At 59.4% G+C, this 16,052-nt stretch carries 17 protein-coding genes and 1 other RNA gene; 12 read left to right on the top strand and 6 right to left on the bottom strand.

Annotation, left to right across the window (positions count from 1 at the left end):
- The first annotated feature begins 10 nt into the window (after positions 1-10).
- Entirely contained in the window at positions 11-1,297 is a 1,287-nt protein-coding gene (gene amtB, locus ENTCL_RS16715; protein ID WP_013367327.1) for an ammonium transporter AmtB, read from the top strand.
- 70 nt (positions 1,298-1,367) lie between these two features.
- On the opposite strand, the gene tesB is transcribed toward amtB, so the two are convergent.
- The gene (tesB, locus tag ENTCL_RS16710; protein ID WP_013367326.1) at positions 1,368-2,231 is read right to left on the bottom strand and encodes an acyl-CoA thioesterase II; all 864 of its coding nucleotides are present in this window, start codon (positions 2,229-2,231) and stop codon (positions 1,368-1,370) included.
- A gap of 219 nt (positions 2,232-2,450) precedes the next feature.
- Between tesB and ENTCL_RS16705 the strand changes: the two genes are divergently transcribed.
- Positions 2,451-2,963, top strand: coding sequence for a YbaY family lipoprotein (locus tag ENTCL_RS16705; RefSeq protein WP_013367325.1), 513 nt, complete (start codon positions 2,451-2,453; stop codon positions 2,961-2,963).
- Between the two features lie 28 nt (positions 2,964-2,991).
- Here ENTCL_RS16705 and ENTCL_RS16700 read toward each other — a convergent pair whose 3' ends face one another.
- Both ENTCL_RS16700 and ENTCL_RS16695 read right to left on the bottom strand, forming a co-directional pair.
- Positions 2,992-3,327, bottom strand: coding sequence for an MGMT family protein (locus ENTCL_RS16700; RefSeq protein WP_013367324.1), 336 nt, complete (start codon positions 3,325-3,327; stop codon positions 2,992-2,994).
- 73 nt (positions 3,328-3,400) lie between these two features.
- The gene (locus ENTCL_RS16695) at positions 3,401-3,808 is read right to left on the bottom strand and encodes a hypothetical protein (RefSeq protein ID WP_013367323.1); all 408 of its coding nucleotides are present in this window, start codon (positions 3,806-3,808) and stop codon (positions 3,401-3,403) included.
- 247 nt (positions 3,809-4,055) lie between these two features.
- Between ENTCL_RS16695 and ffs the strand changes: the two genes are divergently transcribed.
- Positions 4,056-4,152, top strand: an RNA gene (gene ffs, locus ENTCL_RS22355) — signal recognition particle sRNA small type.
- 21 nt (positions 4,153-4,173) lie between these two features.
- On the opposite strand, the gene ENTCL_RS16690 is transcribed toward ffs, so the two are convergent.
- Complete coding sequence (locus ENTCL_RS16690; RefSeq protein WP_013367322.1) at positions 4,174-5,028, bottom strand: nickel/cobalt efflux protein RcnA; 855 nt, start codon at positions 5,026-5,028, stop codon at positions 4,174-4,176.
- A gap of 121 nt (positions 5,029-5,149) precedes the next feature.
- Here ENTCL_RS16690 and rcnR point away from each other — a divergent pair, with 121 nt between their 5' ends.
- The 5 genes from rcnR to ENTCL_RS23165 all read left to right on the top strand — a co-directional run bounded on the left by rcnR (position 5,150) and on the right by ENTCL_RS23165 (position 7,287).
- Positions 5,150-5,422 carry a Ni(II)/Co(II)-binding transcriptional repressor RcnR gene (rcnR, locus tag ENTCL_RS16685; protein WP_013367321.1) on the top strand — a complete coding sequence of 91 codons (273 nt, stop codon included), beginning with the start codon at positions 5,150-5,152 and terminating at the stop codon, positions 5,420-5,422.
- Between the two features lie 71 nt (positions 5,423-5,493).
- Complete coding sequence (locus tag ENTCL_RS16680) at positions 5,494-6,051, top strand: GNAT family N-acetyltransferase (RefSeq protein WP_013367320.1); 558 nt, start codon at positions 5,494-5,496, stop codon at positions 6,049-6,051.
- A gap of 77 nt (positions 6,052-6,128) precedes the next feature.
- Positions 6,129-6,602, top strand: a complete 474-nt coding sequence (locus ENTCL_RS16675; RefSeq protein ID WP_013367319.1) for an SRPBCC family protein — start codon at positions 6,129-6,131, stop codon at positions 6,600-6,602.
- A 224-nt stretch (positions 6,603-6,826) separates the two neighbouring features.
- Positions 6,827-7,075 (top strand): hypothetical protein, encoded by a 249-nt coding sequence (locus tag ENTCL_RS16670; protein WP_013367318.1) that lies wholly within the window; start codon positions 6,827-6,829, stop codon positions 7,073-7,075.
- Positions 7,072-7,287, top strand: a complete 216-nt coding sequence (locus tag ENTCL_RS23165; RefSeq protein WP_013367317.1) for a hypothetical protein — start codon at positions 7,072-7,074, stop codon at positions 7,285-7,287. Before ENTCL_RS16670 ends, ENTCL_RS23165 begins: the two co-directional genes overlap by 4 nt.
- A gap of 140 nt (positions 7,288-7,427) precedes the next feature.
- Here the strand turns inward: ENTCL_RS23165 and yczR are convergent, their stop codons facing one another.
- On the bottom strand, positions 7,428-8,855 hold the full coding sequence (gene yczR / locus ENTCL_RS16660; RefSeq protein ID WP_013367316.1) for a MocR-like transcription factor YczR: 1,428 nt from the start codon (positions 8,853-8,855) through the stop codon (positions 7,428-7,430).
- A gap of 88 nt (positions 8,856-8,943) precedes the next feature.
- Here yczR and yczE point away from each other — a divergent pair, with 88 nt between their 5' ends.
- The 4 genes from yczE to ENTCL_RS16640 all read left to right on the top strand — a co-directional run bounded on the left by yczE (position 8,944) and on the right by ENTCL_RS16640 (position 14,313).
- Positions 8,944-9,552, top strand: a complete 609-nt coding sequence (gene yczE, locus ENTCL_RS16655; RefSeq protein ID WP_013367315.1) for a membrane protein YczE — start codon at positions 8,944-8,946, stop codon at positions 9,550-9,552.
- A gap of 80 nt (positions 9,553-9,632) precedes the next feature.
- Complete coding sequence (locus tag ENTCL_RS16650; RefSeq protein WP_044612165.1) at positions 9,633-10,706, top strand: LacI family DNA-binding transcriptional regulator; 1,074 nt, start codon at positions 9,633-9,635, stop codon at positions 10,704-10,706.
- Between the two features lie 106 nt (positions 10,707-10,812).
- Positions 10,813-13,896, top strand: a complete 3,084-nt coding sequence (locus tag ENTCL_RS16645; RefSeq protein ID WP_013367313.1) for a beta-galactosidase — start codon at positions 10,813-10,815, stop codon at positions 13,894-13,896.
- A gap of 63 nt (positions 13,897-13,959) precedes the next feature.
- Entirely contained in the window at positions 13,960-14,313 is a 354-nt protein-coding gene (locus ENTCL_RS16640) for a DUF1428 domain-containing protein (protein WP_013367312.1), read from the top strand.
- Between the two features lie 47 nt (positions 14,314-14,360).
- On the opposite strand, the gene ENTCL_RS16635 is transcribed toward ENTCL_RS16640, so the two are convergent.
- The gene (locus ENTCL_RS16635; RefSeq protein ID WP_013367311.1) at positions 14,361-15,920 is read right to left on the bottom strand and encodes an EAL domain-containing protein; all 1,560 of its coding nucleotides are present in this window, start codon (positions 15,918-15,920) and stop codon (positions 14,361-14,363) included.
- Positions 15,921-16,052 lie beyond the last annotated feature (132 nt).

Here is a 16,052-nt window from a genome sequence, read left to right as displayed (position 1 = left end):
GATCGAGAACATGAACAAAGTACTGCTGAAAACAACCCTCGGCGTTCTGACGCTGCTGCCGGGGCTGGCGCTGGCGGCGCCCGCCGTCGCGGATAAAGCCGATAACGCCTTTATGATGATTTGTACCGCGCTGGTGCTGTTTATGACCCTGCCGGGGATTGCCCTGTTCTACGGCGGCCTGATCCGCGGTAAGAACGTGCTTTCGATGCTGACGCAGGTGACGGTGACGTTTGCGCTGGTTTGCGTACTGTGGGTGGTATACGGCTATACCCTGGCGTTCGGGACGGGCGGCAACTTCTTCGGCAGCTTTGACTGGATAATGCTGAAGAACATTGAGCTGAAAGCGCTGATGGGGACGTTCTATCAGTACATTCATGTGGTTTTCCAGGCCTCTTTCGCCTGCATTACCGTCGGGCTGGTGGTGGGCGCGCTGGCGGAACGCATCCGCTTCTCCGCCGTGCTGATTTTCGTGGTGGTGTGGATGACCCTCTCCTATGTGCCGATTGCGCACATGGTGTGGGGCGGCGGTCTGCTGGCAAACCACGGCGCGCTGGACTTTGCGGGCGGTACCGTCGTTCATATCAACGCCGCGATCGCCGGCCTCGTCGGGGCGTACATGATGGGAAAACGCGTCGGTTTTGGCAAAGAGGCGTTTAAACCGCACAACCTGCCGATGGTGTTTACCGGTACGGCGATCCTTTATATCGGCTGGTTCGGCTTCAACGCGGGTTCCGCCAGCGCGGCGAACGAAATTGCCGCACTGGCGTTTCTTAACACCGTAGTGGCGACCGCAGCGGCCATCCTGGCCTGGGTTTTCGGCGAGTGGGCGCTGCGCGGCAAACCCTCTCTGCTGGGCGCCTGCTCCGGGGCGATTGCCGGCCTGGTTGCGGTCACGCCAGCCTGCGGCTACATCGGCGTGGGCGGCGCGCTGATTGTCGGTATCGCGGCTGGGCTGGCCGGGCTGTGGGGCGTAACGGCGCTCAAGCGCTGGCTGCGCGTTGATGACCCGTGCGATGTGTTCGGCGTGCACGGCGTGTGCGGCATCATTGGCTGCATCCTGACCGGGATCTTCGCCTCAACGTCGCTTGGCGGCGTGGGCTACGCGACAGGCGTCACCATGGGGCACCAGGTGCTGGTGCAGCTGGAGAGCGTGGCGGTCACTATCGTCTGGTCCGGCGTGGTTGCCTTCATCGGCTATAAGCTGGCGGACCTGACCGTCGGGCTGCGGGTACCGGAAGAGCAGGAGCGCGAAGGCCTGGACGTGAACAGCCACGGCGAGAACGCCTACAACGCCTGATCGGCTGTGTTATCTCCTGAGCATGAAAAAAGCCTCCCGACGGGAGGCTTTTGGTTTTCCGGGGTCGGGGTCAGACCGCGCGGTTGCGCATTACGCCTTCCTGCACCGTCGACGCCACCAGAATACCGTCCTGGGTATAGAACTCGCCGCGCACAAACCCGCGGGCGCTCGATGCTGAGGTGCTCTCCACGCTGTACAGCAGCCAGTCGTTCATGTCGAACGGGCGGTGGAACCACATCGAGTGATCGATGGTCGCCACCTGCATCCCTTTTTCCAGAAAACCCACGCCGTGCGGCTGCAGCGCCACGGGCAGAAAGTTGAAATCAGAGGCATAGCCGAGCAGGGACTGATGGATGTGGAAATCCTTCGGCATGTTGCCGTTAGCGCGGAGCCACACCTGACGGGCCGGTTCGGCAACGTGGCCTTTCATCGGGTTATGAAACTCAACCGGGCGGATCTCCAGCGGTTTCTCGCACAGAAATTTCTCTTTAACCTGCGGCGGCAGCAAATGCGCCAGCGACTGGGCGATATGTGTTTCTGATTTCAGATCGTCGGGCGCGGGGGCGGGCGGCATCGTTTTCTGGTGCTCATAGCCCGGCTCCGGCGCCTGGAACGAGGCCGTCATGTAGAAAATCGGCTTACCGTTCTGCACGGCCGCGATGCGGCGGGCGCTGAAGCTGTTGCCGTCACGCAGCACCTCGACGTCATAGACAATCGGCTTCTGGCTGTCGCCCGGGCGCAGAAAATAGCTGTGAAAGGAGTGGATCAGCCGTTCCGTCGGCACGGTTTCTTTTGCCGCATACAGCGCCTGGCCGACCACCTGGCCGCCAAACACCTGGCGCAATCCCAGGTCTTCGCTTTGGCCGCGGAACAATCCCTCTTCTATTTTTTCCAGGTGTAATAAAGTAAGTAAGTTGGAGAGCGCCTGACTCATACATGTCCTCAATAATAATTATGTTCGCCCAGAAGACGGGATTAGGCAGAGTATAACGCAGTTTTCAAAGTGGTCCGATGGGTGCAATAGTCTGAATAATGCGGTGCTTACAGGCAATTAAGTGCGACATCTGCCATAATTAACGAGTGATAAATGTTTGGAGTACGCGTAATGACGGGATAAATGCCTGTTTTTTGCGTGACTAAGAAGGAGAGCATAATGAAACTCGTCGCTATCTTAAGTGGTTTAGCGGTTGCGGTCGCCCTTTCTGCCTGTGCGCAGAAAAGCGCAAACGTTCCGGCACCGGCACCCGCCTCTGGGGCGTCTGTAACCACCGCACAGCCCGCGGTTCAACAGCCTGTCGTTTCCGGTACCGTCTGGATCCGCCAGAAAATCGCTTTACCGCCGGATGCGGTGCTGACCGTCACGCTGTCCGATGCGTCGCTGGCGGATGCGCCGTCGAAAGTGCTGTCGCAGAAAGTCACCCGTACCGAAGGTAAGCAGGCGCCGTTCAGCTTTGCGCTGCCCTATAATCCGGCCGATATCCAGCCGAACGCCCGCATCCTGCTAAGCTCAGCGGTAACGCTCAACGGTAAGCTGATGTTTATTACCGATACCGTTCAGGAGGTTATCAACCACGGCGGCACCAAAGCGGATCTGACGCTGGTTCCGGTCCAGCAGACCGCCGTACCCATGACCTCAGGCGCGCCCGCCCCTGATCAGATGCAGTAAATCTGCCCCCCTTCCGCCCGGGAGGGGGTTAATAGATCCAGCGGTACTTTTGCATATCGATTTTCCCGCTGCCTGACACCTGAACGCCCTCTGAAAGGAGCGCCTGGCGCTGGCGCTGCAGATCCGGCCCGGTGAGCGAAATCGCGCCGTGGCGATTGACCACCCGGTGCCAGGGCAGGGTGGAGCCTTCGGGCAACCGCCGCAGGACGCCCCCTACCTGGCGCGCAGCCCGCGGCGAACCGGCGAGGCGAGCCACATCGCCGTAGGTCGTGACATAGCCTTCGGGAATCGACGCGACAATCTGCCAGACCCTGACGGGAAACGTGTCAGGTAACGGTTCGGGGGACGAATCGTAAGAATCCATAATGCTTACCGGACAAGGAAAACCACAGGATAAGCGACCCTGTCATGATTGTGAAGGTGCAAGGGTATCGCGCTCAAACCGGTTGCTGAACGGTAAATTCCAGCGCCAGGCCAATCACTTTGGTGCTGCTGGCGGCAGGCTGGTCGCGCATCGCCACCAGGCTCTCCAGAAACTTCAGCTTCCGCGCCTGGGTGTTAATGATCAGTTTGGCTCTGAGATCGGGCAGCGCCTGTGAGCAGATGGGGTAGATAACGCGTCCCGAAACCGCGACCGGGATCCGGCGCAGGTTTACATGGCGCACGACGCCTACTGTGGAATAGAGCACGGCGATGGGCGTAACGAACAGCATGGACCGTTCGCTGATGCTGACGAAATCCAGCAGCAGTTCAGGACGCAGATAGTTGAGCCCCTCGTGGTGAATGGTCACGCCGTCGATGGCTGGCATTGCGAGCGTCAATGTCTGTGGAAGCGTGTTGATCATAGAGGCACCCATGAAAGAATGAAAACGATACGTCGATCACATTCAAATAGTGTGACATGGGTTAGCTAATTTACTGCGAAGAGGCTCGCAATATGCGCATTAACCGCGGCCCGGTGTAGTGCGAAATCGTTCTTTCCGCCCGGGCTGCGCAATAAACCATCATCCGGATGGCTGCGGCTTGCAATTGCCGGTCGGCACAGGGATAATGCGCCAGCGCGTTGGTTAACAACGCTCTCAATGGGGGCTCTGTTGGTTCTCCCGCAACGCTACTCTGTTCACCAGGTCAGGTCCGGAAGGAAGCAGCCAGGGCAGACGACGTGTGTGCCGGGATGTAGCTGGCAGGGCCCCCACCCATTTGTGCCGGATTATCCGGCAATCCCCAGATAGCCGTGTACGCCCATATAAACGCCCACCAGCCCGATCAGCACGCTTGAGAGATACGGCGCTTTCCTGGCCATCTTGTTAAAACCGCTCCAGCGTTTGGCCGCCTGCCGGACGCTCACGGCAGCGCCCACCCCAACCGTTACTAGCGTAAGCGCCAGACCGATACTAAAGCAGACCACCATCGTTGCGCCGAGCGTCAGGGCTTTGAGCTGCAGACAGATAAGCAGCACCGTAATGGCCGCGGGGCACGGAATCAGTCCTCCCGTCAGGCCAAAGAGCAGGATCTGCCCGTTTGAGACCTCCGTGGTTCCGGCGAACCGCCGTTTAATGTCATCGGCATGCGCGCGCTCGTGGGCGTCCTGATATTCCGTCGCTCTGACCGTAAAGCCGGTCAGTTCGCGACGCGGTACCGCGAGAACATTGGCATGCGCGTGGCCATGGTGGTGACCATGGTGATGGGCGTGGTGATGCGCGTGCGCCTCTGCAAACATCCCGTTTTCACCGCGCCATGTACGCCAGAACATCCAGAATGCGGTACCCAAAACAATCAGCGACGAAACCAACTGCAGCCAAGGCTCCGCGGATTCTGCCGTAAATTTCCGGCTGATGTACATACCGCCAAACGCGATAAGCCACACAATCGCGGTGTGCGAGACCGTTGCCGCCAGCCCCAGCATGACGGCCTGACGGACCGTCCCCCGGATAGCGATAATAAAGGCGGCCATCATGGTTTTTGAGTGTCCAGGCTCCAGCCCGTGCAGCGCGCCGAGCAGTATGGCGCTGGGGATGAAAAACCAGGCGTTTCCTTGCTGAATAAGTGCCGTAAATTCGTTCATGAGAATGATTCTTAGTAATTGAGAACGTGTCGATTCTACTCCCCCCCAGTACTAAATACTACCCCCCAGTAGATGTGTGCTGGTATAGTTTGGGAAGGTTTTATGTCATCGAGGTGCCGATATGTCGCATACCATCCGCGATAAACAAAAACTTAAAGCGCGAACCAACAAGATTCAGGGCCAGGTGGGCGCGTTGAAAAAAATGCTTGATGAACCCCACGAATGCGCAGCCGTTTTGCAGCAGATTGCGGCCATCCGCGGTGCGGTAAACGGCCTCATGCGGGAAGTGATAAAAGGGCATCTGACCGAACACATCGTTCATGAAAACGATGAGGTCAAGCGGGAAGATGACCTTGAGGTCGTGTTGAAAGTGCTGGATTCGTATATCCGCTAGCGATTTTGCTTGCCAGTTTGCCCGGGCTCTCTTTATGTTCTTAGAACACTATCTGTACAGGGAGGGAACCTGTGACCGTAACACCGGAAATTATCACCGACCGTCTTATCCTGAAACCGCTGCGCTCTGAAGATGCCGGGCAAATCCAGCGCGTGTTTCCGCGCTGGGAAATCGTCCGCTATCTGGTGGCGTCGGTGCCGTGGCCCTATCCGGAAGGCGCCGCGCAGCATTATGTTGATAATGTTGCGCTGGCGGCGTCGAAGGAAGGAACGGGCTGGTTCTGGACGCTGCGACGTAAAGAAGACGCGCAGACGCTGATCGGCGTTATCTGCCTGATGATGCTGCCGGACAACAACCGCGGCTTCTGGCTGGTGCCGGAATGGCAGGGGCAGGGCTACATGTCGGAAGCCTGCGAAGCCGTTACCGAATTCTGGTTTGAGTCGCTGGACCAGCCGGTGCTGAGGGCGCCGAAAGCGGTCGCCAACACCCGATCAAAAAATATCTCCAGCCGCAGCGGTATGCGGCTGGTCGGCGTGGATAAGCGGCAGTATGTCGCGGGCGAGCTCGATTCCGAGCTGTGGGAAATCACTCGCGATGAGTGGCGAAAGTGGAAGAACGCCAGCGTTTAGCTACACTGCCTGTTACGCCTGAGCGCGATGTTCTGCGTCGCGCTCACCCCTTTTCCCGTCCGACGGAGGAGATCCGTATGCCATTCGACCCTAATACCGACCTGCTGCTGGAACGCGTTGTCGACGCGCCGCGCCAGCTGCTCTGGGAATGCTGGACGACGCCCGAACACATCAAACACTTTTTTGTACCGAAGCCGCACCGGGTGACGGCGTGCGATATTTCGCTCAAAGTCGGCGGGCGTTTTAACGCGGTGTTTGACGTCGACGGCCACGAAATGAAAAACGAAGGCGTGTACCTCGAGATTGAAGAGGGGAAAAAACTGGTCTTTACGGATGCCTACACCGAAGGCTGGAAGCCAGCGGCAAACCCGTTTATGACCGCTATCCTCACCCTGGAAGACGCCGGGGGCGGGAAAACGAAGTATACCGCGCTGGCGCGTCACCGCAGCGCAGAGGATCGCCAGCGTCATGAAGAAATGGGGTTTCATGAGGGGTGGGGGATTGTGCTGGACCAGCTTGTGGAATATGCAAAAGGGCTGGCGAAACGCTAGCGAAAAGGCGTATTCTTAGTATGGTTAATTCTGGTTGCGCATTTTATGCAGCCAAAATTAACATTGTAATTTAATTGAAATATATCTGTCATTTTAGTGTCATGATTATAGTGAAAAATAACGGCGGGTAATTATCAGTTGTCATAAGCTGGAAATATATTTCTGGATCGATCTGTTAACTTAGTGTATTAATTAGTTGAATTTATTGCACGGGAAGCGTGATCATGACTACTGCGGTATTGAATGTTAAAATTACAGCCGAATTAAAAGAACACCTGCGTCATTACGCTGAATCGAATAATGAGACGTTGAGTGCAGCAACAGAACGGCTTCTGCAGCTTGCGTTTGAAAGTGCAGAAGAGGCGGGAGTATCAGAAGAAGACGTTGACAGCCAGCACACCGAAGAAGAAGTAACTCCTCTTACTCCTAAAGAAATCAAAGCACTACGCAAATTCTTGAAGAAGAAAAAATGAAAGCACAACTTTCAGTCGCCAGTAACTATAGTGAAGCCTGCGAGCTTTTGCGTTCTGGCTATGTGAAACATGTCCGCCTTAACTGGAATGTGGGCAGCGATGAGTTCTTTCGCATTGCTTCTGACTGGTGTGATACCGGCGCCAAAATAAAAAAAGAGGGAGATAGCTTTATTATTTCCCTGAAGGGATTCCCCATTCCACGTCAGCATTAATATATCCGTCACGCTGTTGTCATTTTATCGACATCAGGACCTGTGATGATCCGTGTGCATAAGAAAGACACAATCATCTCATGTCATTAAGGACGATGTATTTAGACGAGTCTGATGAAAGACAGGCTCGTCATATTTTCTTATATTATTTTTCTTGTTCGAGAATTATTCTGCTGACCGTTCAGTGAATCCCAGATAGGTTGTAACGTCTTAAACGCATCCCGTAACGCATTATCCTGCTGAGTAAACGGTAAACGCAGCCAGCGATCGAACGCGCCGTCCTGGCCAAATCGCGTACCGACCCCCAAATGTATCCCTGCGCCTTCGGCCCTCGCGGCAAACAGGGTCGCCAGCATACCGGGTAATTCCACCCAAAACGAAAGCCCGCCTTCCGGCTGCGCGTAGCGCCATGCCGGGAAGTATTCCGCCATGAGCGCGCTGCACATATCGCGCCGCGCGGCCAGCATATGCCGTCGCGCGGGCAGCAGATGCTGCGCGTTTTCCAGCAACCAGCAGGTGGCCAGCTGTTCCAGCAGCGGCGAGCCGAGATCGAGCGTATCGCGGGTCTGGGTCAGTGAAGCGATAGTGCGGGAAGAGGCGCGGATCCACCCCAGGCGCAGTCCGCCCCAGAAACTTTTTCCCGTCGAGCCTACGGTGATGATGGGCGCATCGGCGTTAAACGCCGCCAGCGGGGGCGGGGGCGGGGCGTCGTACCAGAGGTCGACCATCGTTTCATCCACCACCAGGGCGGTGCGGGTCCGCGCCGATAAATCGGCGACCTGCTGGCGCGTATTGCCGTCCATGCAGCGGCCGGTCGGGTTATGGAAATCCGGCATCAGGTAGGCGAGGCGGGGAGATGTCTGGGCAAATGCCGCAGCAAGCCCGGCGATATCCCATCCCTGAGCGGGGAGGGCGACGCCGACCGGGCGGCAGGATGCGCCCTGTATCGCCGCCAGCGCCAGCGGGTAGGTGGGGTTATCGACCACCACCCGGTCGCCCGGGCCGGTCATCATCCGCAGCGTCAGCGCCAGAGCGCTGACGGCGCCGTTCACCACCATCACCTCTTCGGCCCGCGTCGGCAACCCGCGCTCGGCGTAGCGGTGGGCGATGGCCTCACGCAGAGCGAAAAGTCCCTGCTGGTCATAGCCGGAGCTACCGAGATGCTGCGGTAAAAGGTGCAGGGCGTGGCTGTAGGCCTGATGGATCTCCGGTCCGGCGCTAAGCGCGGCGGTCGACAGATCCAGCGCCTGGGCGCTGGACATGCGCGTCGGCACCCGCGGATTTTGTGCGGGCAGCACGATCCGCGAGCCGCTGCCGTGACGGCTCGCGATATAACCCTCATCGCGCAGCTGCGCCAGGGCGCTGGCAAGCGTCGTGCGGCTAATGTTGAGCGCGCCGGCCAGCTCGCGTTCGCCGGGAAGCCGGCTGTCGAGCGCCAGACGCCCATCGAGGATCAGCAGCCGTAGCGCCTGCGCCAGCTGTCGCCATAGCGGCGTACGGGCATTCTCTTCCTGCCAGTGGCCTAACAGTCGCACCAGCGACTGGCTCCCGGAACGGCGTGTATTCATAGCAGTCCACTTTCCTGAAACTGGTCATTAAATATAAGTCCATTTTTGATGATGATGACGTTTTAGGCAATGATGATGTGAGGTTCTCGTGCTGCGACGTCTGATTCAGCTGTATGTCGGATTATGTTTATACGGTGTGTCCACCGCCATGTTTGTGCGCGCCGATCTTGGCGCCGACCCGTGGAACGTTTTCCATCTTGGGGTCGCCAGGCTGCTGTCGATGAATATCGGTATGGTAATGATCGTGACCGGCGCGCTGGTGCTGCTGCTGTGGATCCCGCTGCGCCAGCGGCCGGGGCTCGGGACATTGAGCAACGTGATTGTGCTGGGGCTGGCCGCTGACGCCACGCTCGCCGTGCTGCCGACGCTGGAATCGCTGTGGGTGCGCAGCGCGCTGCTGGCGGCGGCAGTGGTGGTGAACGCGCTGGCGACGGGAATGTACATTGGCGCAGGCTTTGGCGCCGGACCGCGCGATGGCCTGATGACCGGCCTTCATGCGAGAACCGGCTGGTCAGTGCGGATGATTCGCACCAGCATTGAGGTTTCGGTACTGATCGTCGGCTGCCTGCTGGGCGGAACCTTTGGACCGGGTACGGTGCTGTATGCGCTGGCGATAGGTCCGCTTATCCAGATCTGTTTGCCGTGGTTTCGCCAGCGGCCCGCCCTCTGCGCTGAGGGCGATAAGGTGGAGGCGTGAGCGGTTTTTATGAAGCGCTCACAATCTGATAACGAGAATCAGGGTATACTGGCATCATCTGTTCTTTGCCCCGCGTGATGATGAAAACCACAACCCTTTATGATGTTGCCCGCGCAGCGGGCGTTTCTTACCAGACCGTTTCCCGGGTCATTAACCGGGCCGAACACGTTTCCGCCCGTACCCGGGAGAAGGTGCAGCGGGCGATGGCCGAGCTGAACTATGTGCCCAATCGCGGCGCGCAGCTGCTGGCCGGAAAGCAGCTGAAAACGCTGGGGCTGGTGAGTACCGATCTCGCGCTACACGCCCCGTCGCAGATTGCATCCGCGGTGAAAACGCGCGCAGCGGAGCAGGGCTACACGGCGCTTATCGCCATGGTCACCCGTAACGATGAGGCGGAGTGCCGGGCGGCAATCCAGGAGCTGCAGGCGCAGCGTGTGGAAGGGCTGCTTATCAATGTGCCGCTGGAGGATGACGCCGCCGCGCGTCTGCAGGCGCTGGCGGCGCCGCTCCCGGCGCTGTTTCTCGACGTCGGGGAAGCGGCGCCGGTCAACCGGCTGGTCTTTGACGCCCGCCAGGGCGCGCGGCTTGGGGTCTCACATCTGGCGTCGCTTGGCCACCAGCACATCGCGCTGCTCGCCGGTCCCTTAAGCTCGGTTTCCGCCCGCGCGCGGCTCGAAGGGTGGCAGCAGGCGCTGGCGGAGTGCGGGCTTACGGCCTGCGCGCAGGCCGTCGGCGACTGGAGCGCGCAGTCGGGCTATGAGAAAGCCCACAGCCTGCTTGCCGTCTCGCCGCGGCCGCAGGCCATTCTGGTGGCTAACGATCAAATGGCGCTGGGCGTGCTGCGCGCCTGCGCGGAAAAAGGGATCCGCGTGCCGGGACAGCTGTCGGTGGTGGGCTATGACGATACGACCGACAGCGCCTGGTTTTCCCCTCCGTTGACCACCGTCCGCCAGGCGTTTCGTCATGCCGGCGAGCAGAGCGTCGACTGGCTGATCGCCCGCGATCGCCATCGCGCCGCGTGCTATCAGGCCTGCCTGCCGGTCAGCCTGGTGGTGCGTGACTCCACGGCGGCGCATAGCGATACGACGGACGATGCCCTTGCCCGGAGTCTGCAGGCGCTGGCTCGCCAGGCCGCGCGCGGCGATCTCCGCTAACCGCTTTGTGATCCTTCTCGCTTCCTGCGATCGGAAACCTTTACCGGACCCGATGCCGCAGGCATGCTGAGTAAAATTGTGAGCGCTTCGCAAATAAGGAATCCCCATGACATCTGACGCATCATCTCTGGCGGCAATACGGGCTCGTCGCGACTGGGAGCACCCGGGCGTGACCCACTGGCATCGCCTTGATGCCCATGCGCCGATGCGCAGCTGGCGTACGCCCGACGCCGCGCGCGACGAGACGGCTTCCGTTTCGCACCGGCTGCTGAACGGCGACTGGCGTTTTTGCTTTTACCCGTCCCCGGAAGCGGTGCCTGAACGCTGGCGTAGCGAAGATCTCCCGCAAGCGGTCGCCATGCCGGTGCCCGCCAACTGGCAGATGCACGGGTTTGATACGCCGATTTACACCAACGTCACCTATCCCATTGCGGTCACCCCGCCGACGGTGCCAGCGCAAAACCCGACCGGCTGCTACTCGCGTCAGTTTGAGGTTGACGCGCAGTGGCTGGCCAGCGGGCAGACGCGCATTATCTTCGATGGCGTCAACGCCGCCTTCCACCTGTGGTGTAACGGACGCTGGATAGGTTACTCGCAGGACAGCCGCTTGCCAGCGGAGTTCGATCTCAGCGAGGCGCTGTGTCCCGGGGAAAACCGGCTGGCGGTGATGGTCCTGCGCTGGTGCGACGGCAGCTATCTGGAAGACCAGGATATGTGGCGGATGAGCGGTATTTTCCGCGACGTCTCGCTGCTGCATAAGCCCGAGACGCGGATCGCCGACTATCACCTGACGACCCGGCTGCAGCACGGGTATACGCAAGGGGAGCTGGCGATCGACGTCCGGCTGGAAGGCACAAACGTTGCCGGGACGGAGGTTGACGCTGTGCTATGGCGCGATGGCCAGCAGGTGGCCCGTCAGCGCCAGTGCCCGGGTAGCGCCATTGTGGATGAGCGCGGCGGCTGGGCGGAACGGCTGACGTTGACGCTGACGCTTGCGAATCCGGCGCTGTGGAGCGCGGAGCTACCGAACCTTTATCGCCTGACCCTGACGCTGACGGATGCCCAGGGGCAGACGCTGGAATGCGAAGCCTGCGATGTCGGCTTTCGCGAGGTGGCTATCGTCGACGGCCTGCTGACGCTCAATGGTAAAGCGCTGCTGATTCGCGGCGTCAACCGCCATGAGCATCATCCGGATACGGGACAGGCCGTTGATGAAGCGACCATGGTCCGCGACATCATGCTGATGAAACAGCATAACTTCAACGCGGTGCGCTGCTCCCACTACCCCAACCACCCGCTATGGTACCGGCTGTGCGACCGCTACGGCCTGTACGTGGTGGATGAAGCCAATATTGAAACGCACGGTATGGTGCCGATGAGCCGTCTGGCCGACGATCCGCGCTGGCTGCCCGCGATGAGCGAGCGGGTTACCCGCATGGTGGCCCGGGACCGGAATCATCCGTCGATCATCATCTGGTCGCTGGGCAACGAGTCCGGTCATGGCGCAAACCACGACGCCCTCTACCGCTGGCTGAAAACCACCGACCCTTCGCGCCCGGTGCAGTATGAGGGCGGCGGCGCCAATACGGCGGCCACCGATATAGTGTGTCCGATGTACGCCCGCGTCGATAAGGATCAGCCCTTCCCGGCGGTGCCGAAGTGGTCGCTGAAAAAGTGGATCGGCCTGCCGGGAGAAAACCGGCCGCTGATTTTGTGCGAATACGCCCATGCGATGGGCAACAGCTTTGGTGGTTTTGCCAAATACTGGCAGGCGTTTCGCGCGTATCCCCGTTTACAGGGCGGCTTTGTCTGGGACTGGGTCGACCAGGCGCTGAGCAAAACCGATGCCGACGGCCGCGCGTTTTGGGCTTACGGCGGTGATTTTGGCGATACGCCAAACGATCGCCAGTTCTGTATGAACGGCCTGGTGTTTCCGGATCGTACGCCGCATCCGGCGCTGTATGAGGCGCAGCGCGCCCAGCAGTTTTTCCAGTTCCGCCTGACGAGCACGTCGCCGCTGACCGTTGAGATAACCAGCGAATATCTTTTTCGTCGCAGCGATAACGAGCGTCTGTGCTGGTGGCTGGCGTGCGATGGTCTGACGGTGGCGGCAGGCGAATGCGCCCTGGCGATGGCGCCCGACAGCGTGACGTCGCAGGTGCTGGGCGAAATTCCGCCTGCGGTAAGAGGGCGCGAGATGTGGCTGAACGTCGAGGTCCGGCAGCAGGAGGCGACGCCGTGGTCGGAGGCCAACCACCTTTGCGCCTGGGATCAGTGGCCGGTCGCGCTGTCGCTGACGGTCGCCGACTGGCCTGCGTCTGGAAGCACGGCGCAGCTTGCGGAGGAGGAGACGGCGTTTATCGTTGAGCACGGAGCGCAGCGCTGGCAGTTCTGTCGGCGCAGCGGCCATCTTACGCAATGGTGGCGAGACGGAGCGCCTGCGCTGCTGACGCCGGTTACCGATAACTTCACCCGCGCGCCGCTCGATAACGATATCGGCATCAGCGAGGCAAGCCGCATCGATCCCGATGCCTGGGTCGAACGCTGGAAGGCGGCGGGGATGTATGCGATGGCGTCGCGGCTGGCGCACATGCAGGCGCAGGTGCAGGGAGATGAGGTGGTTATTGTCACTCGTCACGTCTGGGAGCATCAGCAGCGGGCGCTGTTCATCTCCGATAAGCGCTGGCGTATTGACGGGCAGGGGACGCTGCACGCCGATATCGACGTGACCGTGGCGCAGGATGTTCCGCCGCCCGCGCGTATCGGCATTCAGTGCCAGCTGGCCGCCGAAGCGCCGGAGGTAAGCTGGTCAGGCCTGGGGCCGCACGAGAATTACCCGGACCGTAAGCTCGCCGCCCGTCAGGGGCGCTGGACGCTGCCGCTGGCCGCGCTGCACACGCCCTACATTTTCCCGGGCGAAAATGGCCTGCGCTGCGAAACGCGCGAGCTGCGCTATGGCGACAGCTGCTGGCAGGGGGATTTTCATTTTGGCCTCAGCCGCTACAGCCAGCGGCAGCTGCACGTCACGACGCATCGCCACCTGCTGCGCGAGGAGCCGGGCTGCTGGCTGAACCTCGACGCCTTCCATATGGGCGTAGGCGGCGACGACTCGTGGAGCCCGAGCGTTGCGGATGAGTTTCTGCTGGGACAGCGGCGCCTGCGTTATGCGTTCAGCTGGCGCCGCGACTAAACTTATCAACGCCAGATGCGGCCGGAAACCCTGGCCGCGCGGCTCACTTCGGAGGTTATTCTCATGAAGTATGTTGATGGTTTTGTGGTTGCCGTACCCGCGGAAAATAAGGAGGCATATCTTGCGCTGGCGGCAAAAGCGGCCCCTCTTTTTAAAGAGTTTGGGGCCACCCGAATTGTGGAATGTTGGGCGGACGATGTGCCAGGCGGCACGCTGACTGACTTTCGCATGGCGGTGAAAGCAGAAGAGCACGAAGAGGTGGTTTTCAGCTGGATTGAGTACCCGTCGAAGGAGGTGCGCGATAAGGCCAACGAGAAAATGAGGGCCGACCCGCGAATGAAAGAGATGGGAGACAGTATGCCGTTTGATGGTAAACGGATGATCTACGGCGGTTTCGCACCCATCCTTGATGAGTAATCGTCCCGGCTGCGCGGCGTGCCGCCAGCCGGTTTCATCTCAGGCCGTCAGGTTTTGCGCAGATTATTTTCCGCCCAATTGATAAAGTCGCCTTTCGGCAGCGCTTTACTGTAGAACCATCCCTGACCGTACTGCACGCCGTGGCGGTTGAGCCACTCGCGCTGGTAGTCGGTTTCCACCCCTTCCGCCACGATGGCGAGATCCAGCGCTTTCGCCATGCCGATGATGTGCGACGTCAGGTGCTTGAATTCCAGCGCATCGACAAAGGATTTATCAATCTTAATCAGGTCTACGTCCAGATCCTGCAGATAGCTGAGGCTGGAATAGCCGGTGCCAAAATCGTCGATATAAATGGCGTGGCCTGCCTTACGGTAAGCGTCGAGTGCCTGAGCGCTGCTTTTAGGATCGACCATGCTGCGTTCGGTCAGCTCCAGCGCAATTTGCGATGGCGACAGGTTCCACTGCTGGAGCCTGCTGGCGATGAGCGCGGGCAGTACGGGCGACGTTAAATCATCCGGGTAGAGGTTAATGGAGATATGCTGTTCCGGGTGGCAATTCAGCCAGGGGCCAAGATCGTCAAACGCTTTCTCGATAATCAGCTGGGTAAGACGCGTAATCAATCCGCTCTCTTCGGCCAGCGGCACAAACATGTCCGGCGAGAGGAACGTACCGTCCGACTGGCGCCAGCGGGCCAGCGCTTCCGCACCGACAATTTTCCCCGTCGACAGCGAGACGATCGGCTGATAATAGACCTCAATCATCCGGCCGTTGATCGCGTCAAGCAGGTTGTAATACGGCGACTGCAGCCTGCGCAGCACTCTGACGATAAGCCAGGCGCCGGCCAGGCTAACGAGGAGCCCCACCGGCAGCCAGATCAGCGTCTGCCGATGCCAGCTTGCCGTCAGCGGTTTGGTTGAGGCCCAGATAACCAGGGAAATACCGAGATCGGGGTAGTCCCGAAAATCATACAGGTTGCCGTTCTTAATCAGCGAGCTGTCGCCTTCCCGCTGGGCCTGCCGCCAGAGCGCGAGATCGAAATCGTGGTTTTCGGAAATGATTTTTTCGCTGTCGCGGGCGATCAGGGCGACGTTGATAGCCCAGGAGCTGAAAGAGATGACGTCGACGAAGGAGTCTGGATCGATCATCACCATATGATTTTTGCTGGCGAGCGCCACCATATTGTGCCTGATGCCGAGATCGTTTTCGCTGGTCAGCCAGATGCGGTAGCCGTCGTGCGTGCTTCGCGTGGGAGGGGAAAAATGGATTTTGCTGCTCTTACTTTCCATCGACGAGCACATGGGCTTGAGGCCCTCGAGCCAGATGACTTCCTGCACGTAGCGCTGCACATAGACGATTTGGCGCATGGCTTTCAGATGGCCTTCGCTGCAGGGCGTTCCCTGGTATGCGTCGATCTCCACCAGCGCGGTTTTCGCCTGATCGACGACCCGCTTTGTGCGCATGATAACGCGTTCGCCATAGGTGTTGAGGTCGTTGATAAAATCCTTTTCCGCCTGATAGTGCGCCAGCCAGACGCTGAGAATGACAGGAAGTAAAACGGATAAAATCAGCACACCTATTACCAGGCTGACCATTCTTCTGCTTGTCATGGCCCTGTATCCTTTCAGTGCTGAAGTCGCATAGGTAAAGCAATTATACGCGATTGTTGAAAAACATCTGAAAGATATCGTGAATTAACCCCCATTTACGCCATGGTTGATCTTTTATCAATAACGGCGTAC

Origin of the sequence: [Enterobacter] lignolyticus SCF1, assembly GCF_000164865.1 — a bacterium.
GTDB lineage: Bacteria > Pseudomonadota > Gammaproteobacteria > Enterobacterales > Enterobacteriaceae > Enterobacter_B > Enterobacter_B lignolyticus.
This window is presented reverse-complemented; position numbering and strand designations above follow the sequence as displayed.